Raw genomic sequence first — 23,366 nt, 5'->3', positions numbered from 1 at the left:
AATTCGTCAAATTCGTAGAGAAAGAAAACAAACCACACCACAAGAAGGACGACCATGAAGACGATCACCATCATCCTGACAGGCGAGGCCGGCACCGGCTGGAACTACGCCGTACTGACCAGCGGCAAGCCCTTGCCCGCCGAAGACCCGCAATACCTGCCCAGCGCCGCCCGCGCGCTGCAGGGCGCGCTACTGCAACTGCAGGCAAGCATGCGCGGGTCCTCCCCAGCCCAAACCGAGGCGGGTAATCCGAACCTCGGTGGTCCGCTAGGCCACACCTCTAACGCATAGGCAACAACCAGGACGCAACACATGAAACCGAGTTGCAACCCCGATTCTGCGCACCCGGCCTTGTTCACCGCCATCCGCTGGCCGAAGGCCACCACCCCGAAGCGCGAGCAGATCCTGAGTATGGTGGAACGCGCCGTCGACTGGAACCTGCTCGAAGAGATCGTCCGGCCGTTCTACCAGGCCGACGTTCGCCGCACTGGCCGCAAGGGATACAGCCTGCGGATGATGTTGCGCTGCCATGTGCTGAAGCGGCTCTGGTACATGTCCGACCGCCAAGCCGAACACGCGGTGCTCGACTCACACGCGTTCGCCAAATTCATCGGTACCGATCCATGGGCGCCGCGCCCACCTAGCGCAACGGCGATCCGTGCGTTCCGCAAGACGCTGCACGAGAACGACGTCGACACCGCCTTGTCCGTAGCCGACCTGATCGAGCAGCACCTGACTGCCAGCCTGCGAGCTGTCGGCATGGAGTTCAGGCCAGGCCGCATTGAAGATCCAGTGTTCAGGAAGGCTTCGGATGAGTAGTGAACTCGTCCGCCGCGCTGCCGCCGGGGACTTCTCCCCGGAAGTCGCCGCCTGGCTGGCGGAAGGCATGCGCAAGCACTTGGCTGGCGATGACCTACAGCATTCCCTCGGCCTCGATCGTGCCTCCCGCGTACGCGAGCGCAACAAAGCCTTGCAGGAGGCGGCCGAACTGCTCGCCGGAGATGATGACCCTTGGCGCTGCGCCGGGCGCCTTGAAGCTGCGGTCAAGCGTTTCGAAGCTCGCATTCTTCCCCTTCTGCTCCGCGACCCTCAGCTACCAATCTCCCCCGTCGACAAAGCGCTGCGCCGCGCTTTTGACAGCGGACTACGCGTACCCGGCACCGCGCGCAACCTGTATGAGCTGATCCGGTAGAACTGATGAAGTACGCAGGCAGCATCAGCAGGAAAACACCAAGATGGCAGCATCTAGACAAAAGGAACTGCCATGCTGCTCGACAACTTCCCCCCCGCTGAAATCATTGCCGCCGCCCCCGATGCACTTGCGCTTGCGCTGGGCGAGCACGTATCAGCACCTCATCCGCTGGCCTCGGCGCTGGCAGAGCGCCCCCTGTCCGGCCTGGCAGAAGCTTGCAGCCGTCTGGCCCAGCGCCCCGGCACCCCCGTTCGCGCGCAGTACTACACCACGCACCATTTTGACACTGCTTTTGCAGCTGGCGTGCAGGCTCTCGTTACCCGCAGATTCACGGCGCAAGCCGAACATCGACGGTTCTGCGGCGAGCTCGTGCTGCGCGACTACAAGCCTGCAGACTTTCCCGAGTTCGACATGCCTGACGAGCTCTCTGTAACCGGCGAGTTGAACGAGTTTGGTTACCAATTTGTGGGCGAAGAAAATTCGGAGAAAGTGATTGAGCGTCTCGAAAATGTGCGCTTGAACACTTTCGGTCGGTTGCTCTACATCAGCCGCCAGATGGTCAAGAACGATGATATCGGACTGGTCGCCAATATCATCGGCGGCCTGGGTAACGCCGGCGCCCGCACCGAAGCCAGGCTTTTGTACCAGGGGCTCAACCTCAACCCGGTAATGCTGGATGGCGAACGGGTCTTTGTGCCCGGCAAGAACATCATTGACGGCCCCTTGGACGAGACCAATTTGAGCGCAGGCATGACGATGATGCGCAGGTTTCAGACGCCGGTAGGCAACCCCGCAGACCTTTCCGCCCGGCATCTGGTGGTGGCGGCCGAGCTCGAACTGCCCGCCCTCAAGCTCACCCATCAGCTGGGCCTCAACATCACTGTTACGGCCACACCCTTGTTGCCCGCGCAGCGCTGGTTTCTCTTCAGCGACCCTGAGCAACACGCCGCCTGCGTTACTTTGAAGCTGGCCGGTTCGACCACCGCTGTGATGATTGAACGCGCGACCAGCTTCAAGGATGACTCTCACGTACTCAGGGCCCGCGCGGACCTTGGCGCCAGGATCATGGGTCGCATGGGCGCCGTGCGTGGAGGTGAATGATGTTTGGCACCAAACCCGGCGAACACTACCACGCGGCGGTCAAGCGCCTTCAGAAAGCCGAAGAAAAGCACCGCCAGGCCCTCGGCAGACTGGCTGACAGCCTTGCTTCCCGATCCCCCGACAAAGTGACCGCAGAACGGCGGGAGTGCGAGCAGACCGAACGCACTCTGCAGGAGGTGCTGCAGGAGGCCTTTGCAGCCCACCGTGCCTACTGGGCCCAACGACGCGACAAGATTGCCGATCAGCTCGAAGAGGTGGCCCGCGTCCTCGCCGAATACAACGCCCTGGCGCGCTTGGCTGGCGACTTGAGCGTCAACCCCGCCCTTCAACGCCTGCAGCAGTTCGCACTTAGCGGCGTCACCGCCAACAACCTGCTGACTCAGGAGTCGCTCATCGATGAGGCCGGCGTACCTCAGGAGCCGCCCGATAGCGCCTTGCTCGAAGACGAGTTTGGCTCTTGGCGCGGTGCGAACAGGTGATTTCGTTATAGCCAGCGGTATAGGCACCGGGCGTGGCTGACAGGCTGAAACAGCACGCATGGCAAACCACCGGACGCGGGCTTGGGTACCCCGCTGCAAGGTTCGCCACCCACACCACCGATTTGCACATGACCCCTCTTCCCCTTCCGCCGTACACCGCCCTGCGCCGCGTGTGGCCACTCTCAGAGCTTCCCGCGGCCCTCCAAGGCCCGAACCTTGCCCGCACCGCGCACCACGAGGCGGGGCATGCGGTACTGCTCGACTGGGCAGGCATCGCCATGACCGGCGCAACAGCTACCGTGCGCGGCGGTGTTGTGAGCATCGACTTTGAGCAGGCGAAAACGGATGTCGGCAATGACTGCATTCAGGACTACGACCAGCCATTGGCAGCAGCCCATCTTGCAGCCTGTTGGCACGCCGGCATCCTCGCCGAGTTGCTTTACACCGCCCACCCCTGGCGCGGCATCACCGTGCGCATGAACAGCGCCGACTGGAGTACCGCCCGCATGATCCTCGCGCCCCACTTCGGCACCGGCATGGCTGGCCACGGATTCGCACAACGCACCGCGCTGGCGGTGCTTTCCGAGCGCTGGGCGGACGTAGAGAGAATCGCCGCGGAACTGATCGAGCACGGCACATGGAACCCTCACGCCGAATATTCACCCCCTGAATGACCCGGCGCCACCCCACCGGAGAAACTTCAATGACCACCCTTACCCTCACCCCCCGCGAGCTGCGGCAACTGCGCGACACCGTGGGAAACCTCAAGGACTTTGCCGACGCCCTGGCATCACTGCCGCCGGCGGTGCTGGCTGAGGCCTCTGAACCCGCGGCGCGCCAGCTCATCGCCACCGCGCTGCGCACGGCGCAGGCCGCCTGCGCGCGCGCAGCTGATGCACTGGAGGGCGCCGACAAATGAGTACGCCAGAGGTAAAAGTAAAGATTTCCGGCGACGCCGCAGGATTTGACCGCAGCGTTCGCACTGCGCAGGGCGCGCTGAAGCGGTTGCAGTCTGACCTGGTATCGTTCAGCAGCATTGCAGGCAAGGCGTTGAGCCTGGGCGGCCTCGGCGGCGCAGCCTCACTGACGGGCCTGCTGGCAATGGCCAAGGCCACCGCTGACACGGCCGATGAGGTCGGCAAGCTGGCGCAGCGGGTGGGAGTATCGACAGAGGCCCTGAGCAAGCTGCAGTACGCCGCTGCGCTCAACGACGCCACCAGCAGCGAGCTGGAAAAAGGCTTGTCCAAACTGAACGGCGCAATTGCTGAACTGGCCAGCGGTGCCGGCGGCAGCGCCGCAGCGGCGCTGCAGGCCTTGGGTGTCGAGGCGGTCGATGCCGAAGGCAAGGTGCGCGGCGCAGACGCAGTGTTTGCCGACCTCGCCACCCGTTTCGCAGCAATGGCCGATGGCCCGGAAAAGACCGCCGCAGCGGTGAAGATCTTCGGCGAGCAGGTCGGACGCGCCCTCATTCCCATGCTCAACAACGGCGCCGCCGGCCTGCAGGCTCTCGGGGAAGAAGCGGAGAAGCTCGGCGTGGTGATCGGCGGGGATCTCGCCCGTGCGTCCGCGCAATTCAATGATGACCTTGAGCGCATGGCAAAGCTCGCCCAAGGCGCGAAAATCGCTGTCGGGCAAGAACTGATACCTGTACTCAATGAGTATCTGACCCGCATCCTGGACGCCAAGAACGCCGGGGTCGGGCTCTCGCCAGATGTGGTGTTCGGCACCGGCCTGCGCGACGTTGAATCAACGATTGAGCGCCTGCAAAAGCAAATCGCCGAACTGAGGACAGGGCGGAGCATCAAAGCCGGGCTCCTGGCCACGTTCGGCGATTTGGAAGGCGAGATAAAGCGACTCGAAAACGCTATCAAGTATTTCGAAGCGCAGCGTGCCCGCCAGCGTGGCGAGGCTCAAAAGCAAGAGAGCGACACCGCCAACCTGCAGCGCACGCAGGGGGCGCTGCAAAGCGAAATGGCCCGCCTCGCCACCCTGCGCGCGCAGAAGGAACGCGAAGCCAGCAGCGAAGCCCTGAAGGGTGCCGTAGCGCTGAAAGCAGCCCTTGAGGCTGCATGGAAGGCCAGTACCGAGGGCGCGCAGGCTGCCGCCGCCGAGGCCCGCAACCTGCTGCAGGCCGCCGACCAGGCGTTGACCGAACGCAGCCAGCAGGCGCAGGCGCGGCGTAACCGCAGCAACCAACTTCCTGAAGACTCACCGTTCGCCAGCATGGCCGGCGCCACCTCGCCGCGCGTCCTGCTCGACGAAGCCCGCCGCGCAGCAACCATGGCGCAAAACGCCGCCTACCACGCGCCCGCAGAACGGGCCGAAGAGCTCGCCCAAAACGCCCTCAAACTCGCCAAAGAGGCCGAAGCGGTCGCCAGTGCGATGGAGGATGACAACTACGCCGCCTGGATGCTCGACCAGATTGGAAAGGTCGAGCAGGCCGCCATCAAGGCGCAATCGACCATTGCCGAGGGCAAGGCGCGGGAGAGCGAAGAGACCGCCGCGGCGCAACAGGAGCAGCTGGAAGCCGCAGAGGAGCGCATTGCCGAACTGCGCGCAGCGCTCGAAAGCCCGGTGAACATTGATGCCGACATCGCCGAGGCGGTGAGCAAAATCAAGGCGCTAAACCTGGAGCTTGAAACCCTGCGCGACAAAACCGTCACCGTCACCGTCAACCGCGTAGATGCCGGCGGCGATCTGCCGGGCTTTGCGCGCGGGGGCTACACCGGCGCCGGCAGCAAGTACCAGGCGGCCGGTATCGTGCATGCGGGCGAATTCGTGGTCCGCCGCGAGGCCCTGCTGCAACCGGGCGTGCTGGCGTACCTGGAGCAACTCAACCGCAGCGGGCGGCTGCCGGGCTACGCCGCTGGCGGCCTCGTTCGCAACATCCCCACCGGCGCGATTGTGCCGCGCGCCGCGCAAAGCGCCCCCCGCGGAGCAGATGTGCATGTGCATCTGCCCACCGGCCAAACGGCGGTCATCCCTACCGATGAGGCAACCGCTCAGGCCGTTGCGCGCATCTTCAAGCGGGCAGCACTGGTCCGGGGTGGCCGAAAGTGAGGCTATCATCCGTCTTAGCTGCTACCGCTTCACGTTGACGGTATTTTTGACGGTATGCAGATTTTTCTTGTGGAAGAAATCCAACCATTTAAACGGCTTTGAGGAAGAATTCAAGTGAGTCAGCACCACCAGTCACCCGAAGCCCGGACATGTTCCGGGCTTTGTCTTTTGCGTCTCCGGGCGCAGGCGATGGGCGGACGACATGAACATTCCCTACACCCTCGATCCCGACGAAGTCGTCATCACCGCCGTGCGGGCGCAGGGTGCGGGGGGGCAGAACGTCAACAAGGTGTCGTCGGCGGTGCACCTGCGTTTCGACATCGCCGCCTCCTCGCTGCCCGAGGAGCTGCGCCGCCGCCTGCTGGCGCTTGGCGACCAGCGTATCAGCGCCGCCGGCGTGGTGGTGATCAAGGCGCAGAGCTACCGCAGCCAGGAAAAGAATCGTGCCGACGCACTGGCCCGCCTGGATGCCCTCATCGCCAGCGTTGCGCGCACCCCCAGGGCGCGCCGGGCTACCCGGCCGACGCGCACCTCGGTGCTCAAGCGTCTGGAGGGCAAGTCCAGGCGCGCCTCGCTGAAGGCGGCCAGGGGGCGCATCGATGAGTGAATCGACCACCCCCAGGCGGCTGCAGGGCTATGCGCAGGTTGAGCCCTACGTCACCCGCGACGGTTCGCTCATTCGCGAGCTCATGCACCCCGCGCTTCATGGCAATGCCGCACAGTCGCTTGCCGAGGCCACCGTCGCCGCTGGTGAGCGCACGCTGCTGCACCGCCACTACCTGACCGAAGAGCTTTACCACGTCACGGCCGGGCAGGGGCGGATGACCCTGGGCGAAAGCCGCTTCGTGGTCTCGCCCGGCGACACCGTGTGCATCCCGCCGGGAACGCCGCACTGCATCGAGGCGATCGGTGACGCCCCTCTGCGTATCCTGTGCTGCTGTGCGCCGGCGTATGATCACCGCGACACCGAGGTGCTGGAAACGCCCCGGGAAAGCGGACAGAGGAGATCCTGATGGACGAGTTCATGCAGGCAGCGCTCGAGGAGGCGCGTCGCGGGCGTGCGCAAGGGGGCATCCCCATCGGCTCGGTGATCGTCCATCAGGGGCGCATCATCGGTCGTGGGCACAACCGCCGCGTGCAGCAGGGCAGCGTCATCCTGCATGGCGAGATGGACGCCTTCGAGAACGCCGGCCGTCAGCCCGCGGCGGTATACCGCGAGGCCGTGCTGTACACCACACTGTCGCCCTGCCCGATGTGCTCCGGCGCGATCCTTCTGTACGGCATTCCCCGCGTGGTGATAGGCGAGAACCTCAGCTTCATGGGCGAGGAGGCGCTGCTGCGCAGCCGCGGCGTGGCGGTGGAGGTGTTGCAGGCGCCGGAGTGCATTGAGCTGATGCGCGAGTTCGTCGCCGAGTGTCCGGCGTTGTGGCACGAGGACATCGGCGAGGACTGAAGACGGCCTGCGGGCCTTGATGTGCATCATGGCCACAGGCTGCGGCGGCGGGTGTAATGGGGCCATGTCCGCCGAGCGCCTCTCATCCCCCCCTTCCCGCCAGAGTTCGCCCGCAGCCGGGGCGCCGCCCGGGTCGATCCGTGATTACCTGCCGCGTCCGCTGGAACCGTGGGTCGACGAGGACGAAGCGCTGCGCCCTGCGCAGCAGCCACCGCCGCCCACAGCGATGCCGGTGGCGGCGCGCCGCCTGGTGGTGCTGGCGTGCATCTGGCTGGCCTTCCTGCTCATGCTGGCCTTCATGCCGGTGCGCGCCTGAGCCCTGACGCGGCTCAGTCCAGCATCTGACGCAGGCGGCCAATGTCCGGGATGTGGATGTTGCGCCCGTCCACCTGCAGCAGGCCGCCATCGGCGAGTTCGTGGAGGACGCGCGAGAAGTGCTCCTGGGTGAGGTTGACGCGTGAGGCGATGGTGCCTTTGCTGGTTGGCAGGCGCAGCGTAACTGCGCCGCTGCAGGTGCCCTCGCCGTCGCCCTGATCCTCGCGCAGCAGATAGACGATGATGCGCTCGCGGGCCGAGCGCAAGGAGTAGCTCTCGACGTCGGCGATCAGGTGGTGCAGGCGCTGGGACAGCGCCGCGATGATCTTGCGGCAGAAGAGTGGATCGCGCCCCATTTCCTCGAACACCACCTGCTTGGAGATGTGCAGCAGGGCGCACTCGGTCAGGGCCTGGGCCATCACTACATAGGGCTTGTCCATGAACATCACGGCTTCGCCGAAGGTCTGGCCAGCGCGGATGATCTCGATCACCTTTTCATGTCCGTCGGCGGAGATGAAGGCGAGCTTGATCTGTCCGTCGAGGACGAGATGAAAGCCACTGCACGGGTCGCCCTTGTGGAACAGCACGGCGCCACGGTCGATCCGCGTCTCGCGCACGCCACGGATGAAGGGCGCCACTTCCTCTGCGGACAGACCGTTGAACAGTGGCGCGTGGGCGAGCAGGCGTCCGATGCGCAACTGCTCCTCGTCAAGGCCGGCGTCAGCATGTGCTGTGACGGCGGGCGTGAAGGTGCATGGCGGGTCGAAGGGCTTCATCGCTTCACCTCGTCAGTTGGGCGTAAAACAGGGGCAGTCGGGCGGGGAGCTCTTCCGGCTTGCGGATCACCGCGAAGCCGGCGGGGCCGAAGAGGTGGGGCAGGTAGCCGGCGCCTTCGCGGTCGATGGTGACGCAGAAGGGGGTGAGGCCGGCGCGCCGCGCTTCCATGATGGCGACGCGGGTGTCCTCGATGCCGTAGCGGCCGTCGTACAGGTCGAGGTCGTTGGGCTTGCCGTCGGACAGGATCAGCAGGATGCGGCGGCTCGCACCGTGCTTTTCCAGCAACTGGGTGCAGCGCCGGATGGCGGCACCGAGCCGCGTGTAGTAGCCCGGCTTGATCGCCATGATGCGCCCGCGGATGCGGTCGTCGAAGCGTTCGTTGAAGTCCTTCAGGCGGTGGAAACGCACCTTGCTGCGTTTCACCGAGGAGAAGCCGGCGAGCGCGAAGGCGTCGCCGGTGGCGCCCAGCGCCTCGCCGAACAGCAGCAGGGCGTCGCGGATCACGTCGATGACGCGCGCGTCCGACGACACCCAGGTGTCGGTGGACAGCGACAGGTCGGCCAGTACCAGGCAGGACAGGTCGCGCTCGCGCTTCTGCAGCGAGAGGTAGAGCTGTTCGGAGGGGTGGCGGCCGCAGCTGCGGTCGGTCTGCGCGCGCACGGCGGCATCCACGTCCAGTTCGGTGCCGTCGGGCTGCGCTTTAAGCCAGCGCCGGCCGGGCTGCAGGGCGGCGAACTGCTGGTGCAGGCGGCGTGCGGTGCGCTTGAGCGGTTGCGGCAGTGGGCAGGGCGGGGCGTGGCGGGCGGCCATCTCGGTGAGCCGCACGTGGTCTTCCAGCAGGCGCTGCTTGCGGTAGTCCCATTCCGGCAGCGGAATGCCGTCGCCCAGCACGACGTCGTCTTCCGCGGCGGAGGGCAGGTCGAGGTCGAAGCGTACCTTGGAGGCCACCCGGTCGCTGTCCTCGGCGAGCGCGAGCTGGTCGAGGTCGCGCGCGGCGTCGGCGGCGTTGGGATCCGGTTCGTCGTCGGTGGGGCGGTTGACCTTGAGGAATTCGGTGACCGCCAGCAGGCTCTCGGCGCGGAACACCATCATCAGGCCGTTCTTTTCCTGCGGCAGATCCACCCGCTCGGCGCGATGCGCGTGGCGCTCGGTCTCCTCCGCGGGCGGCGGGCCGCCGGTGGTGGTGTTCTCCGGGTCCGGGTCGCTGGCACGGGTGAACGGCGCCGGGCCGATCTCGCTGCCGGCCAGCCAGAGCAGCACCGGGGCGGCGGGCGGGGTGCCGGCGGGCACTTCGGGGAGTGCGACGACGCTGCCGGGCTCACGCAGTGCGGCGACGATGGCCTCTTCGCGCGCGCGCTCGGCGGGCGGCATCCTGGTGGCCTTCAGGCGGCGCGGCGCGTAGGCCTCCACCAGGCGGCGGTAGCGTGAAATTACCCCGGGCCAGGTATCGAGCGCGGCCAGTACCGCACGCTGATGACGCTGGAAATCGGTTTCGCCGTCCGGGCCGGGCAGCAGTTGCTGCTGTGCGGCGGCCAGCGCAGCCAGCCACAGGTAGAGGTCGTGGTTCAGCGTGCGTTCCGGAAAGGCGTCGATCTCCGGCGGCAGGCGCAGGGTGACGTCGTCCATGCGCGCGTGTGCGGCGCGGTCGCCGATGCCGGCGATGCGGGCGATGAGGCCGCGCCGCGTGGCATGCGGGTCCACCGTGGCGGCGGCCACGCGCAGGCCGGGGTCGCCGCCGAGGGCGCGGAAGAACACCCCGGCGGTGCGTTCCACTTCCTTCAGGCGTACCGCGGCGGCCGGGTAGCTCACCCCCGCGGCGCGGGTGATCAGACGGTGCCAGATCTTGCCGACGGTTTCTTCCATGTCGCGTGTATTCCTATGGCGTCCGGCTACTGGCTGCGGCCGGCGCGAAAACCGGCCTCGTTCTGGCGTGCGGCCTCGTTGCTCACCCAGCTGAGCAGCGGGCCATCCGGGTTGTCGCGCTGGCTTTGCTCGCAGGCTTGCAGGCACTGCCCGCACTGCGTGCAGGTGAACATGTGGCGCTTGATGTTGCGCGGGTTCAGGCGCATCGGGCAGACCATGTCGCAGGCTGATTCACGGTCCGGCAGGCAGGTGGCGCACTGGCTGGCGCGCTGGCGCTGGAAGCCGACCACCATGGCGTCGCGGTTGCTCACCCAGGCGAGGCTCTGGAACAGGCCCACCGCACAGGCGAAGCGGCAGAACAGATGGCGCGCAAAGAGGAACTCGAGGCTCAGCACCACGGTGAATACTCCGATGAACAGCGCCTGGTTGCGCGTCAGCGTGCCGCCGAACAGGTTGCCGTACACCTCCGCCGGGGGCAGCAGATAGGTGAGGAAGACCACGGCCCAGGTAAACGCGAACAGTACCGCCGCCGGGACCACCAGCAGCCACCAGCGCGCATCGCGCCGGCGCGGGCTGCCGTCGGGCTCCCAGGGCGGCAGGGTGCCCTTCTCCCACACGCTGGGTTTTCCGGAGGCGCGCAGCATGAGCTTGTTGATCGCTTCGACCACCGAGAAGTGCGGGCACAGCCAGCCGCAGTAGAGGCGCCCCCACTTCCAGGCCACCCAGATGAAGGCGGCCGCACCGGCAAAGATCGGCAGGAACAGGCGCAGCAGCACGTTGGCGCCGGCTTCCGCCGCGCCGATGCGTCCGGCGGTGAAGTCGTCGATGCCCAGATGCCATTCCATGCCGAGAAACCAGGCATGGCCGGCGGTCAGGTCGTAGCGCAGCAGGTTGAATACCGGGGCGAGGATGAACAGCAGGAAGAAGCCGGTCTGCGCGGCGATGCGCTGTTTCTGCATCCGGTTCAACCCGAGCCGGCCGACCTGCTGTTCGGCCGCCACGATGGGGATGATCCTGCGTGCTTGATCGGTAGACATCGGACGGCTTCAGTCGGGCAGGCGTGGGCCGAGCACGGGGTAGCGGTAGGGGTGGCGGAGGATGGCGGCATTGAGCCCCATCACCCCGAAGATGATCAGCGCGGCATGCAGGCAGACGAAGTACAGCACGCCGATGACCCAGGACCACGGATTGTCGAAGCCGCCGAGCAGGAAGATCGCCACGCTCAGGCCGACCAGGATGAAGCCGCCCTTGATGCTCACCGCCACGGTCTGCTGCAGGTGGTTGCGTACCAGCGGCGAGGGATGGCGGCGGTGCACCAGCCAGAGCAGCATCAGCATGACGAAGCCGATCACCGGCAGCAGCATCAGGTTGATCAGGAACAGCGCCTCGGCCAGGATCGCCAGCGGCGGTCCGGGCATGTTTTCCTTCAGCAGGTCGGGGTCGGTGTGGGTCATCGTCGTGCTGTCCTCGATGCGTGGTCTGGCGCCGATTGCGCAGCCCTCCAGCGGGGCGGCGAACATCAGTGGCCGAAGGTGGCGGAGATCACTTCCATCAGCGCGTCGGCGATCTCCGGGTCGTCGGTGAGGCTCTCGACGATCGACACCCGGCAGGCGGCCAGCGGCGCCATGCCGGCGCGCACCAGGGTGGCGGCGTACACCAGCAGGCGGGTGCTGGCGGCTTCTTCCAGATCCTGGTCCTTCAGCGCGCGCAGCGCGCGCGCGATGCCCACCAGGCGGCGCGCCAGGTCGGCGTCGCAACCGGTCTCGCCGCGCAGCACGGCCTCTTCGCGCGTGGCATCGGGGAAGTCGAAGCGCAGCGAGACGAAGCGCTGGCGGGTGGAGGGCTTCATGCCCTTCAGCAGGTTCTGGTAGCCCGGGTTGTAGGACACCACCAGCATGAACTCGGGCGGCGCGGCGAGCAGCTCGCCGGTGCGGTCGATGGGCAGCAGGCGGCGGTCGTCGGCCAGCGGGTGGAGCACCACGGTGGTGTCCTTGCGCGCCTCGACCACCTCGTCCAGATAGCAGATGCCGCCTTCGCGCACCGCGCGGGTCAGCGGGCCGTCGCACCACACCGTTTCGCCGTCGCCGATCAGGTGGCGGCCGACCAGATCGGCCGCGGTGAGGTCGTCGTGGCAGGCCACGGTGTACAGCGGGCGCCCCAGGCGGGCGGCCATGTGGGCGACGAAGCGGGTCTTGCCGCAGCCGGTCGGGCCCTTGATGAGCAGCGGCAGGCGGTTCTTCCAGGCGTGCTCGAAGACCTCGATCTCGTCGCCGGCAGGCTGGTAGAAGGGGATCTCCAGGTTGGGCGTGTTGAGTTCCATCAGGGCATTCCTTTCCAGTAAGCCAGTCCGATCAGCGCGCACACCAGTACGAGCCAGCCGAGGGTGATGAGCTGCCACAGCAGCGGGGCGCGGGCGAGCGCCATGAAATCGAGGATCACGGCGGCGCCCTTGAGGGCGGCCACGCCGAGCAGCAGGGCAGCGATCGCGGCGCCGCCGCTGCCGCCTTCACCCACCGCCCAGGTGAACACGGTGGCGGCGAGCAGCAGGACCCACAGCACGGTGCTGCGGCGGTTGGCTGAGCGGATGTCGTGGTTCATGGCCGTCCTCAGCGAATGACGTAGACGAGGGGGAAGAGGATCAGCCACACCAGATCCACCATGTGCCAGTAGGCCGCGCCGCTCTCGATGCCGTTCATGTTGTGCGGGCCGTAGAGGCCGCGCCGCGCGTTGAGCCACAACGCGCCGAGAATCACCATGCCGAGCAGCACGTGCATGAAGTGGAAGAAGGTGAGCGACAGGTAGAACATGTGGAAGGTGCTGCTCGACAGGCTGATGCCGGCCGAAAACGCAGCGGCATACTCGCCGATCTTGATCGCCACGAATCCGGCAGCGCAGCCCAGCGCGGCCACCAGCCAGCGTGCGCCGTGGCGGCTCTGGCCGGCCTCGGCGGCGTGCACCGCACGCACCACGAAGTAGCTGGCGGTGAGCAGCAGCAGGGTGTTGATGGCACCGGCGTCGCGGTTGAGCGCGAGCTGTTCGGCGGCGAACAGCTCCGGATTGTTGGCGCGCGCGAAGGCATAGGCGATGAAGAACACGCCGAAGGCCAGCAGTTCGGCAAGGATGAAGATCCAGATCGCCAGGTCGCCGGCCAGTGTGGGTGGCGTGCGGGGGGCTGGGAGTGGTGGGCAGGCTGCGCGCATGACGGCATTCTGGCCAACTGCCGGAGTCTTTCACTTGATACGGGATAATTTCACAAGTTACTGATTTTCAAAGACCATTTCAGCAGTGTGGGGTAGACGAAAAAAAGGGTGGCCGCAGCCACCCCGGAATCCGCCGCGCCGCCCCGGTTGGGTGCGGCGCAGGGGAGAGACGCTGTCGCGCGGGGGTCAGGCCCCTGCGGGCTGCTCCTTGCCCTTGACGAAGAAGCTCGCCACGTACGCCAGCAGGCCGATGAAGAACACCACGCCGCTCCATTCACGCATCCAGTAGAACAGGGCGACCTGGTCCTGGACGGCCATGAAGGACATCGGCTCTTCGGCGACGCGCTGCAACCACACCTGCAGGATGCCTGCGGCGGTGAGGAAGAGCGTGATGAACACCATGGCGATGGTCATCAGCCAGAAGCTCCACATTTCCAGCACCTGGGCCTTCGGGCTGTTGCAGGCACGGCCGCGCAGGATGGGCATGGCGTAGCTGATGATGGTGATCACGACCATCACGTAGGCGCCGTAGAAGGCCATGTGGCCGTGCGCCGCGGTGATCTGCGAGCCGTGGGTGTAGTAGTTCACCGGCGCCAGGGTGTGCAGGAAGCCCCACACGCCGGCGCCCAGGAAGGCCATCACGCCGGTGCCCAGTGCCCACAGCACGGCCGCCTTGTTGGGGTGCTCGCGACGGCGGCGGTTCACCATGTTGAAGGCGAACACGGTCATGGCGAAGAAGGGAATCGGCTCCAGCGCGGAGAAGATCGAACCCCACCACTGCCAGTATTCCGGCGTGCCGATCCAGTAGTAGTGGTGACCGGTACCGATGATGCCGGTGACCAGGGCCAGCGCGATGATGACGTACAGCCACTTCTCGATGACTTCGCGGTCCACCCCGGTAACCTTGATCAGCACGAAGGCGAGCAGCGCGGCCATGATCAGTTCCCACACGCCTTCCACCCAGAGGTGCACCACCCACCACCAGTAGTACTTGTCGAGCACCAGGTTGGTGGGGTTGTAGAAGGAGAACAGGAAGAAGATCGCCAGGCCCCACAGACCGAGCAGCAAGACCACGCTGATGGCGGTCTTGCGGCCCTTGAGCACGGTCATGGTGATGTTGAAGAGGAACACCAGCGCCACGACGACGATGCCGATCTTGGTCAGCAAGGGTTGTTCGAGGAATTCCCGCCCCATGGTGGCGAGGATGTCGTTGCCGGTGTATTTGGCCAGCGTGGCGTAATCCACCGTCAGGTAGCCGATGATGGTCAGCGCCCCGGCAATCAGGAAGACCCAGAACATCGCCAGCGCCAGCCTGGGGCTGAAGAGCTCGGTTTCGGACTCCTCGGGGACCATGTAATAGGCTGCCCCCATGAAGCCGAACAGCAGCCAGACGATGAGCAGGTTGGTGTGCACCATGCGGGCGACGTTGAAGGGAATCTCCGGGAAGAGGAAATCCCCGACGACGTACTGCATGCCGAGGATCAGGCCGAAGACGATCTGCGCGACGAAGAGCCCGATCGCGGCGATGAAGTACGGCATCGCCACCGCTTGAGACTTGTATTTCATGACTGCATTCCTCTTGTAGTTTTCGGTTCGCTCATCCCTTCAGCCCTCGATGTTGGGGGGCCAGTTCTGGGTGTTGATCTCGGAGGCGTACTTGAGGAAGGCGATGAGCTGGTCGAGCTCCTCGTCGCTGAGATGGAAGTTGGGCATCTGCCTGCGTCCCGGGGTGCCGGTTGGCTGGGCCATCATCCAGGCCTTGATGAAGTCCGGGCCGCGGCGCTTGTAGACGTTGCCCAGCTCGGGTGCGTAGTAAGCCCCCTCGCCGAGCAGGGTGTGGCAGCCGAGACAGTTGCGGGTCTCCCAGATGTGCTTGCCGGCGGCCACATCGGCGGTGATGTTGTGGCGGTTGTCGGTTTTCGGCAGCGCTTTCGTGGTGTCCAGGGTGAGCGCCAGGAAGAGCAGGAAGAAGAACACCGTGCCGCCGTAGAAGACGTTGCGGGCCATTGCCTTGGTAAAGGTGCCGCTCATGGTTTACCCCTCATTGTTTTGTGCGTCCGTGTGAGTGACTGAACAGATTCGTGCAGCCTCGGCGGACGCCCAGGGCGCCGCGAGGTTCGGCGCACTGTATTGACTGGCCGGGAGGGCGGGCCATGATGTGTATCAAAATCAGGGGGGCGCGCAGAGCGCGCGGGCTCTGCGCTGCACTGCCGGCAGGGTTTCAGCGTGCCGCGCGGGCGCTGCTGCGCAGGGCGTCGAGGCTGGCGAGGAAGGCCGGGCTGGCGAACAGGGCGGCGACGTCGATATGCAGACGGCGGCGCCAGTTGGGGTACTCATCCACCGTGCCGGGCAGGTTGACGGGCAGGGTTTCGGCGGCGAGATCGTCGGCGTTGAGCATCAGCACCATCGCCGGAGAGCGCGCCAGATAGGCGTGGCAGGCGGCGATGAAGGCCGTGCTGTCGCCGTCGGGGGTCGGCAGCCCCTGGTCACGCAGGGCGTCGGCGAGCATGTGCAGGTCGCGGCTGCGCGCTTCGCGGTCGCCCTCGGCGCTGCTGCCCGGGGTGTGGGCACCGGCGCCGTGGCGCAGGGCGATGTCGGTGCCGTGCAGGAAGCCCGCCAGCGGCGCGGCGTCGTGCGAGGTGGGGGTGGCTACGGCGAGTTCGGGATAGGTCTCGGGGCGCTTGAACAGCCCGCTTTCCCAGCGCTCGAAGTACAGCAGGCGGTAGGACAGCACGCCGGCCGCGGCCATGCGCTCGCGGAAGCCCGCCGGCACGGTGCCGAGATCCTCACCGATCACCATGCAGCGCTGGCGCTGGCTTTCCAGGCAGAGGATGGCGAGCAGCTCGTCGCACGGATAGCGCACGTAGAGGCCGTCGGCGGCTTCGTGGGCGGGCGGAATCCAGAACAGCTGCTGCAGGGCCATGACGTGGTCGATGCGCAGCGCCCCGGCGTGGCGCATGTTGGCGCGCAGCAGCTCGATCCACGGGCGGAAGGCGAGGGCGCGCAGGCGACGCGGATTGAGTGGCGGCAGACCCCAGTCCTGGCCGCGCGGGCCGAGGGGGTCGGGGGGCGCGCCGATGCGGGTACCGCGGCAGAAGAGCTCCGGGTGCATCCACAGGTCGGCGCCGTCGGCGGCAGCGCCGACGGCAAGGTCGCGGTACAGGCCGGGGTGCCCTTGCGCGCGCAAGGCGCCGGCGGCAGCTTCGAGCTGGCGGTCGGCTTCGAACTGCAGCCAGGCGCGCTGGCGGCACAGTGCTGCCGCGCTGCTGGCAAAGTCCTGCAGGGCGTGCGCTGGCGGCGGCGGAGTGTCGGGGTGGTGCAGCTGCCAGGCTTCGAAGGCGGCGAAGCTGGCCAGTGCGCTGCCACCTGCGGCGCAGAAGGTGTCGTAGGCGCGGCGGCGCGGGTGCGTGGCCGGGAGGGCTTCGAAAGTGGCGAAGAGCAGCGCCAGCGCGCTTTCCTTGAGCGCGCCGACTGCGCTGTAATCGACCGCCGGAAGGGCGCGCAGGCGCGCCAGTTCGGCCTGCCAGGCAGGGTCGCGGAGGCGCTCCTGCAAGGCCGTGCAGGTGGCGAACTCGGGGACCGTGGGGATGGCGATGTAGAGCGGGTTGAGGAAATGGCGCGAGGACGGTGAATAGGGGCTGGCGGCCTCGGCACGGGCGGCGAAGAGGGCGTGCAGCGGGTTGATGCCGACGAGCGCGGCACCGTGGCCGGCGGCGTGCTCGCAGAGTGCGGCGAGCGCGGCGAAATCGCCGATGCCCCAGTCGTCGGCGGTGCGCAGGGCGTAGAGCTGGCAGGCTACCCCCCAGCAGCGCCCGTCCTGCGGTGTGGCGGCGGGCAGCCAGCACCGTGTGGGGGCGACGATGAGGGTGACGCTGGCGCCGTCGATGTGCAGGCGGTGGTAGCCCGCGGGAAGGTCGCCGGGCAGGGGGAGGGCGACGCGCACCTGTCCGGCGCGGGCATCGATGACTGCGGCAGCGTCGATCGCCCCGCGGCGGTGGCTGCCGTCTTCGAGCTCGATCTGCCATGCCAGCGCCGCGCCGCCAAGCGCTGCCGCGCGCACGACGCCGAGCGTGGACGCGCCGCCCTGCCAGAGCACGCTGGCGGGTGGCAGCGGCACTTCCCAGTTGTCGTCGTCGAGGGTGCGCAGGCTGGCGCGTACGGCGTCGTCGCTGCTGGCGTCGAGGTCGAGCGCGGCGAGGACGGCAGCGAGGGCGCCGGGGCTGGCCTCGTGGCGTGTGCCGGCGACGTCGTGATACACCGTGATGACGCCTGCGCGGGCAGCGAGTTGGGCAAGCAGCGCGGGGTCGGCGGTGGTATCCATGGGGCGCTTCAGGCCGGCTGGCGCAGTGTCCGGTAGAGCGCCCGGTAGGCCTGCGCGGAGGCTGTCCAGCCGTGCTCGGCACGCATGCCGCGCTCCTGCAGGCGGCGCCACAGCGTCTGCTGCTCGCGCCACAGGGCGAGCGCGCGGCGGGTGCACGCGGCGAGTCCGGCGAGCCCGGGGGTGCGGAAGACGAAGCCGTTGCCGCGTTCCGCATCGGCGGCGTCGATCACCGTGTCGGCGAGGCCGCCGGTGGCATGGACCAGCGGCGGGGTGCCGTAGCGCAGGCTGTAGAGCTGGTTGAGGCCGCAGGGCTCGAAACGCGAGGGCATCATGAACAGATCGGCGCCGGCCTCGATGCGATGGGCGAGCGCCTCGTCGAAGCCGATGCGCACGGCGATGCGCTGCGGATGGCGGGCGGCGAGAGTGCCGAAGAGCTCCTCGAGGGCGGCGTCGCCGCTGCCGAGGAGGACGAACTGGGCGTCGTCGAGGTCGGCGAGCAGGGCCGCGACGAGATCGGCGCCCTTCTGTCCGGTGAGCCGGCTGACCATGCCGATGAGCGGCGTCGCGGGGCAGTCAGGCAACCCCAGGGCGGCGCGCAGGGCGCTGCGGTTGAGCGCCTTGCGTTCGATGCTGCCGGCGTCGTAAGGGGCGGCGAGGTGGGGGTCGGTGGCCGGATTCCATTCCTGCGTATCGATACCGTTGACGATGCCGTGCAGGTCGGCGGCGCGGTGGCGCAGCAGGCCGTCGAGGCCCATGCCGTGGGCGGGGGTGCAGATCTCCGCGGCGTAGGTCGGGCTGACCGTGGTGAGTGCGTCGGCGTGCTGCAGGCCGGCCTTGAGGAAGGACAGGCGGCCGTGGAACTCCACCCCGTCGAAGCGCCAGGCGCTCGCCGGCAGGCCCAGTGGCGCCAGCAGTGCGCCATCAAAGAGGCCCTGGAAGGCGAGGTTGTGCACGGTCATCACCGTTGCCGCGCGTGTGCTGCTGCCGTGGTAGTGCAGCAGCGCAGGGGCCAGCGCGCTCTGCCAGTCATTGCAGTGCAGGATGTCGGGGCGCCAGTCCAGTGGCGAGGCGGAATCGGCGAGCAGTGCCGCGACATGGCCGAGGAGGCCGAAGCGCAGGGCGTTGTCACCCCAGTCGCGGCCGTCGGGGCCGAGGTAGGGATTGCCGGCGCGTTCGAAGCACAGCGCCGATTCGAGCAGGTACAGCGGCACTCCGGAGGGGCTGTGCGCCAGGCGCAGGGCGGCGCCGTGCATGCCCGGCCGTGGCGCGGCGATGGCGGCGAGCATCGGGGCGTCGGCAAAGGCCGTTCGCAGCGCCGGGTAGGCCGGCACCAGCACCCGCACGTCGCAGCCCGCTGCGCGCAGCGCCGCCGGCAGCGCGGCGGAGACGTCGGCAAGCCCGCCGGTCTTGACCCAGGGGGCGATCTCGGAGGTGACGAAGAGAACCTTCACCGCCGCGCGGCCAGGCAGGCCGCCAGCAGGCCGGCGGTGGAGCTGTCGAGGCCGCTGGCCGGGGCCTCGCCGCTGAGCATGGGCAGCAGGCGGCGGGCCAGCACCTTGCCGTATTCCACCCCCCACTGGTCGAAGGCGTTGAGATTCCACAGCACGCCGAGGGCGAACACCTTGTGTTCGTAGAGCGCGATCAGCTGGCCCAGGGTGTGCGGATCGAGTCGCGGCAGCAGCAGGGTGGTGGACGGCTGGTTGCCGTCGAAGACCTGGTAGGGGGCGAGTGCGGCGCTGGTGCTGGCGGGCGCCTCGTCGGCAGTGCGACCGCGCATCAGCGCCTCGCTCTGGGCAAGGCAGTTGGCGAGCAGGGCGTCATGGTGGCCGCCGGGGTCGAAGTCCGGGCGCAGCACGGCGATGAACTCGCACGGCACCAGGCGGCCGCCCTGGTGAAGGAGCTGGTAGAAGGCGTGCTGGCCATTGGTGCCGGCTTCGCCCCAGACGATGGGGGCGGTGGCGTGATCGACGCGCTTGCCGGCGCGGTCGACCTGCTTGCCATTGGATTCCATCTCCAGCTGCTGGATGTAGCGCGGCAGCTCCGCCAGCGACTGGCTGTAGGGCAGCAGGGCGCGGCTGTGGGCACCGAGGAAGTTGGTGTTCCACACTTCCAGCAGGGCCAGGGTGGCGGGCAGGTTGGTGTGCACCGGGGCGTCGAAGAAGTGCGTGTCCATCGCTGCGCCGCCGGCGAGCAGGGCGCGGAAGTTGTCCATGCCGATGGCCAGCGCCAGCGCCAGCCCGACGGCCGACCACAAGGAGAAGCGCCCGCCCACCCAGTCCCAGAACTCGAAGACGTTCTCCGCCGCGATGCCGAAGGCGGCGGTGGCCTCCAGGTTGGTGGACACCGCGACGAAATGCCGCGACACCGCGTTCTCGCCCAGCGCGGCGGTAAGCCAGGCGCGCGCGGAGCGGGCGTTGTGCAGGGTTTCCTGGGTGGTGAAGGTCTTGCTGACGACGATGAAGAGAGTCTGTGCGGGGTCGCAGTCGGCGAGCACGGTGGCGAGGTCGGCGCCGTCGATGTTGGAGACGAAGCGTACGCGCAGGCCGGGGTGGGCGTGCGCGGCGAGCGCGCGCGTGGCCATGCGCGGGCCGAGGTCGGAGCCGCCGATGCCGATGTTGACCACCTCGCGGATGGGCTTGCCGCTGGCGCCGCGCCAGCTGCCGTCGTGAATGCGTGCGCAGAATGCCTGCATGCGTCCGAGTACGGCGGCGACCTCGGCGGGCGGCTGCGCTGCGCGCAGGTCGACATGGCGCACGGCGCGCCCTTCGGTGTGGTTGATGGCTTCGCCGGCGCGCATGCGGGCGATCCAGGCAGGCACTGCGGCGGCATGCCAGAGCGCATGCAGGGCGGCGACCACGGCGTCGTCGAGGCGCTGCTTGGAGTAATCGAGCAGGAAGCCGCCGTGGCGGATGGCGTGGCGGCTGAAGCGTTGCGGGTCGGCGGCAAAGCGCTCGCGCAGGTGGATGTGGCGTTGAGCCTCGGCGAGCGTTGCGAGCTCACGCCATTCGGGAGTTGTTGTCAGTGTCATGTGGGCATGTATACCCGATTTCGTCTTACAGCCACAACGTCCGGCCCATCTCGAAGCGATGGGTGAGCAGGGCGTGGCAGGGGTAGGCGCGGATGCGGTATTCGAGCTTGCCGCATTGCTCGGGGGTCAGCTCGAGGGCGTACAGGTGCTCGCCGCCGTCGAGCGCCTGTGCCGGCAGGAGGATGAAGCTGCGCCGGCGGTGCAGCGGATCCACCCCGGGGCGCGAGAACACCAGCTCGACGGTGACGTCTTCCGGGCTGAGGCCGTTGAGGCGCACCGCGACCTCGAAGCGCAGCGCTTCGCCATAGCGCACCCGTGCCTGCGGGCGGACGATGTCGCGCACCGCCACCCCTGTCCAGGCTTCCGCCACGCGTGCCTTCCACGCCGCCAGGGTGCGCGCGCCGGCGAGGCCGTCGGCGGCATGGCGGCGCCACTGGCGGGCTGCGGGCTGGTAGAACTTGGCGGTGTACTCGCCGAGCATGCGGTTCATGTTGAAGCGCGGCAGGATGCTGGCGATGGACTGCTTGGCCATTGCCACCCACTCCGGCGAGTAGCCGGCGGCGGCGTTGCGGTAGTACATCGGCACCACGCTGTCCTGCAGCAGTTCGTAGAGCGTGCGCGCTTCCTCCTGGTCGCGCTGCTCCGGCGTTTCGCATTCGGAGGCGGGCTTGATCGCCCAGCCATTGCGCCCGTCGTAACCTTCGCCCCACCAGCCATCGAGCACCGAGAGGTTGAGGGTGCCATTGATGGCCGCCTTCATCCCCGAGGTGCCCGAGGCTTCGAGGGGGTAGAGCGGGGTGTTGAGCCATACATCGACGCCGGCGGTGAGGCGGCGGGCGACGTGCAGGTCGTAGTCTTCGAGCAGCAGCACCTGACCCTCCAGGCCGCGCTCCTGGGTGAGGCGGGAGATTTCGCGGATCAGCTGCTGGCCGGGTTCGTCGGCAGGGTGGGCCTTGCCGGCGAAGAGGAAGAGCACCGGACGCTGGCTGTCGCCGATGATCTCGCGCAGCCAGTCGAGGTCGCGGAACAGCAGGGTGGCGCGCTTGTAGGTGGCGAAGCGGCGCGCGAAGCCCACCGTGAGGATGTTCGGGTTGGCCGGATCGGCAAGGCGCAGGAGGCGGTCGATGTGGGCCTCGGAGCCCTGGTTGCGCAGTACCTGGGCGCGGATGCGGTTGCGCACCATGAACAGCAGCTGGGCCTTCAGCGACTGGCGCACGCTCCAGAAGATCTGGTCGGGGATCTCGTGTACGCGGTTCCAGCATTCCTGCTCGGTGAGGCGGTGCTGCCAGCCCAGGCCGAGGAAGCGGTCGAAGGTCTCGTACCAGTCGGTGGCCAGGAAGGTGGGTACGTGCACGGCGTTGGTGACGTGGTCGAGGGGGTTCTCGGCGGGGTCGATCTGCGGCCACAGATCGGCGCAGATGCGTGCCGAGACGCTGCCGTGGATGCGCGAGACGCCGTTCTGGAAGCGCGAGCCGCGCACCGCCAGCGCGGTCATGTTGAAGTCGTGGCGGCCGCCGCTGTGGCCGAGGGCGACAAGGGTGTCGACGGGCACGCCGAGCTCGGCGGCGAAGCCGCCGAGGTAGTCGCGGATCATTGCCGGGTCGAAGTAGTCGTGTCCGGCCGGCACCGGGGTATGGGTGGTGAAGACGGTGTTGGCGGCGGTGGCCTCGGTGGCGGTGGCGAAGTCCGCGCCCTGGGCGACGAAGTCGCGGATGCGTTCGATGACCATGAATGCGGCATGGCCCTCGTTGATGTGCCACACCGTCGGCTGCAGGCCGAGCAGGCGCAGCGCGCGCACGCCGCCGACGCCGAGGAGGATCTCCTGTTCGAGGCGCATGCGGCGGTCGCCGCCGTAGAGCTGGTGGGTGATGTTGCGGTCGCCGGGGCTGTTGTCGTCGATGTCGCTGTCGAGCAGCACCAGGCTGACGTTGCCGACCTGGGCGCGCCACAGGCGGGCATGCACGGTGCGCCCGGGGAGTTCGACGTGCACGTGGAGCTCGCTGCCGTCGGCGGCGCGCACCGGCTCGATGGGCATGTCCTCGAAGTCGTTGGCGGAGAACAGGGCGTGCTGGCGTCCTTCCCGGTCTATGGTCTGGCGGAAGTAGCCCTGACGGTAGAGCAGGCCGACTCCGACGAAGGGCAGGCGCAGGTCGGAGGCGCCCTTGCAGTGGTCGCCGGCGAGGATGCCGAGGCCGCCGGAGTAGATCGGCAGGCTCTCATGAAAGCCGAACTCGGCACAGAAGTAGGCGATCAGGTCGTCGGCAGCCAGTTCGCTGCCGTTGCGCTGGGCGACCTCGGGATTGTTGTGGTAGGCGTCGTAGGCCGCCAGTACGCGCTTCATGGTGCCGAGGAAGACCGGATCCTCGGCGGCCTCGTCGAGGCGCTGCTGGTCGATGCGCTTGAGGAAGGCCTTCGGGCTGTGATGCACGGCGCTCCACAGCCCTGGCGAGAGACGGGCGAAGAGGGCGCGGGTGGGGCGGTCCCAGCTGAACCAGAGGTTGCCGGCAAGCTCCTGCAGGCGCTCGAGGCGGGGCGGGATGTGGGGATTGACTTCGATCTCGAAGCGCTTCATCGGCA

The 23,366-nt window shown here is 67.7% G+C and carries 25 protein-coding genes; 12 read left to right on the top strand and 13 right to left on the bottom strand.

What is annotated here, in order from left to right; genetic code table 11:
* Nucleotides 1-54: 54 nt before the first annotated feature.
* From C8261_RS17160 to C8261_RS17155, 12 genes are all read left to right on the top strand, one after another.
* On the top strand, nucleotides 55-291 hold the full coding sequence (locus C8261_RS17160; RefSeq protein WP_146161664.1) for a hypothetical protein: 237 nt from the start codon (nucleotides 55-57) through the stop codon (nucleotides 289-291).
* Between the two features lie 60 nt (nucleotides 292-351).
* Entirely contained in the window at nucleotides 352-819 is a 468-nt protein-coding gene (locus tag C8261_RS08740; protein ID WP_181358897.1) for a transposase, read from the top strand.
* Nucleotides 812-1,192 (top strand): hypothetical protein, encoded by a 381-nt coding sequence (locus C8261_RS08735; protein ID WP_107493302.1) that lies wholly within the window; start codon nucleotides 812-814, stop codon nucleotides 1,190-1,192. The genes C8261_RS08740 and C8261_RS08735 overlap by 8 nt, the downstream gene beginning before the upstream one ends.
* A gap of 72 nt (nucleotides 1,193-1,264) precedes the next feature.
* A complete protein-coding gene (locus C8261_RS08730) occupies nucleotides 1,265-2,293 on the top strand; it encodes a phage major capsid protein (RefSeq protein ID WP_107493301.1) in 1,029 nt (342 codons plus the stop codon).
* Nucleotides 2,290-2,772: a hypothetical protein gene (locus C8261_RS08725; protein WP_181358896.1), complete on the top strand. Its 483-nt coding sequence runs from the start codon at nucleotides 2,290-2,292 to the stop codon at nucleotides 2,770-2,772. The genes C8261_RS08730 and C8261_RS08725 overlap by 4 nt, the downstream gene beginning before the upstream one ends.
* A 128-nt stretch (nucleotides 2,773-2,900) precedes the next feature.
* On the top strand, nucleotides 2,901-3,446 hold the full coding sequence (locus tag C8261_RS08720; RefSeq protein ID WP_107493299.1) for a hypothetical protein: 546 nt from the start codon (nucleotides 2,901-2,903) through the stop codon (nucleotides 3,444-3,446).
* A 29-nt stretch (nucleotides 3,447-3,475) separates the two neighbouring features.
* Nucleotides 3,476-3,691, top strand: coding sequence for a hypothetical protein (locus tag C8261_RS08715; RefSeq protein WP_107493298.1), 216 nt, complete (start codon nucleotides 3,476-3,478; stop codon nucleotides 3,689-3,691).
* On the top strand, nucleotides 3,688-5,832 hold the full coding sequence (locus tag C8261_RS08710; RefSeq protein ID WP_146161663.1) for a coiled-coil domain-containing protein: 2,145 nt from the start codon (nucleotides 3,688-3,690) through the stop codon (nucleotides 5,830-5,832). Before C8261_RS08715 ends, C8261_RS08710 begins: the two co-directional genes overlap by 4 nt.
* Nucleotides 5,833-6,034: 202 nt before the next feature.
* Entirely contained in the window at nucleotides 6,035-6,439 is a 405-nt protein-coding gene (gene arfB, locus C8261_RS08705; RefSeq protein WP_107493296.1) for an alternative ribosome rescue aminoacyl-tRNA hydrolase ArfB, read from the top strand.
* Complete coding sequence (locus C8261_RS08700) at nucleotides 6,432-6,845, top strand: cupin domain-containing protein (protein WP_107493295.1); 414 nt, start codon at nucleotides 6,432-6,434, stop codon at nucleotides 6,843-6,845. The genes arfB and C8261_RS08700 overlap by 8 nt, the downstream gene beginning before the upstream one ends.
* Nucleotides 6,845-7,285 (top strand): nucleoside deaminase, encoded by a 441-nt coding sequence (locus tag C8261_RS08695; RefSeq protein ID WP_107493294.1) that lies wholly within the window; start codon nucleotides 6,845-6,847, stop codon nucleotides 7,283-7,285. The genes C8261_RS08700 and C8261_RS08695 overlap by 1 nt, the downstream gene beginning before the upstream one ends.
* Nucleotides 7,286-7,349: 64 nt before the next feature.
* A complete protein-coding gene (locus C8261_RS17155) occupies nucleotides 7,350-7,601 on the top strand; it encodes a hypothetical protein (protein WP_146161662.1) in 252 nt (83 codons plus the stop codon).
* A gap of 13 nt (nucleotides 7,602-7,614) precedes the next feature.
* On the opposite strand, the gene C8261_RS08690 is transcribed toward C8261_RS17155, so the two are convergent.
* The 13 genes from C8261_RS08690 to glgP form a co-directional block, all read right to left on the bottom strand.
* Nucleotides 7,615-8,376 (bottom strand): Crp/Fnr family transcriptional regulator, encoded by a 762-nt coding sequence (locus tag C8261_RS08690; protein WP_107493293.1) that lies wholly within the window; start codon nucleotides 8,374-8,376, stop codon nucleotides 7,615-7,617.
* 4 nt (nucleotides 8,377-8,380) lie between these two features.
* On the bottom strand, nucleotides 8,381-10,240 hold the full coding sequence (locus tag C8261_RS17850; protein WP_107493292.1) for a nitric oxide reductase activation protein NorD: 1,860 nt from the start codon (nucleotides 10,238-10,240) through the stop codon (nucleotides 8,381-8,383).
* 26 nt (nucleotides 10,241-10,266) lie between these two features.
* Complete coding sequence (locus C8261_RS08680) at nucleotides 10,267-11,277, bottom strand: 4Fe-4S binding protein (RefSeq protein WP_107493291.1); 1,011 nt, start codon at nucleotides 11,275-11,277, stop codon at nucleotides 10,267-10,269.
* 9 nt (nucleotides 11,278-11,286) lie between these two features.
* Nucleotides 11,287-11,694, bottom strand: a complete 408-nt coding sequence (locus C8261_RS08675) for a hypothetical protein (RefSeq protein ID WP_107493495.1) — start codon at nucleotides 11,692-11,694, stop codon at nucleotides 11,287-11,289.
* Between the two features lie 65 nt (nucleotides 11,695-11,759).
* A complete protein-coding gene (locus C8261_RS08670) occupies nucleotides 11,760-12,560 on the bottom strand; it encodes a CbbQ/NirQ/NorQ/GpvN family protein (protein ID WP_107493290.1) in 801 nt (266 codons plus the stop codon).
* Nucleotides 12,560-12,838 (bottom strand): cytochrome C oxidase subunit IV family protein, encoded by a 279-nt coding sequence (locus tag C8261_RS08665; protein ID WP_107493289.1) that lies wholly within the window; start codon nucleotides 12,836-12,838, stop codon nucleotides 12,560-12,562. The genes C8261_RS08670 and C8261_RS08665 overlap by 1 nt, the downstream gene beginning before the upstream one ends.
* An 8-nt stretch (nucleotides 12,839-12,846) precedes the next feature.
* Entirely contained in the window at nucleotides 12,847-13,440 is a 594-nt protein-coding gene (locus C8261_RS08660; RefSeq protein WP_107493288.1) for a cytochrome c oxidase subunit 3 family protein, read from the bottom strand.
* 186 nt (nucleotides 13,441-13,626) lie between these two features.
* The gene (locus tag C8261_RS08655; RefSeq protein WP_107493287.1) at nucleotides 13,627-15,006 is read right to left on the bottom strand and encodes a cbb3-type cytochrome c oxidase subunit I; all 1,380 of its coding nucleotides are present in this window, start codon (nucleotides 15,004-15,006) and stop codon (nucleotides 13,627-13,629) included.
* Nucleotides 15,007-15,045: 39 nt separating this feature from the next.
* Entirely contained in the window at nucleotides 15,046-15,471 is a 426-nt protein-coding gene (locus tag C8261_RS08650; protein ID WP_107493286.1) for a c-type cytochrome, read from the bottom strand.
* A 190-nt stretch (nucleotides 15,472-15,661) separates the two neighbouring features.
* On the bottom strand, nucleotides 15,662-17,761 hold the full coding sequence (malQ, locus tag C8261_RS08645; RefSeq protein ID WP_107493285.1) for a 4-alpha-glucanotransferase: 2,100 nt from the start codon (nucleotides 17,759-17,761) through the stop codon (nucleotides 15,662-15,664).
* A gap of 8 nt (nucleotides 17,762-17,769) precedes the next feature.
* Nucleotides 17,770-19,212, bottom strand: coding sequence for a glycogen synthase GlgA (gene glgA, locus C8261_RS08640; RefSeq protein ID WP_107493284.1), 1,443 nt, complete (start codon nucleotides 19,210-19,212; stop codon nucleotides 17,770-17,772).
* Nucleotides 19,209-20,789: a glucose-6-phosphate isomerase gene (pgi, locus tag C8261_RS08635; protein ID WP_107493283.1), complete on the bottom strand. Its 1,581-nt coding sequence runs from the start codon at nucleotides 20,787-20,789 to the stop codon at nucleotides 19,209-19,211. Before pgi ends, glgA begins: the two co-directional genes overlap by 4 nt.
* 25 nt (nucleotides 20,790-20,814) lie before the next feature.
* Nucleotides 20,815-23,361, bottom strand: coding sequence for an alpha-glucan family phosphorylase (gene glgP, locus C8261_RS08630; protein WP_107493282.1), 2,547 nt, complete (start codon nucleotides 23,359-23,361; stop codon nucleotides 20,815-20,817).
* Between the last annotated feature and the right edge of the window lie 5 nt (nucleotides 23,362-23,366).

Origin of the sequence: Pseudothauera lacus, from assembly GCF_003034845.1 — a bacterium.
GTDB lineage: Bacteria > Pseudomonadota > Gammaproteobacteria > Burkholderiales > Rhodocyclaceae > Pseudothauera > Pseudothauera lacus.
Note: the sequence above shows the minus strand (reverse complement) of the source record. Positions and strands in the feature narration are given on the sequence as shown.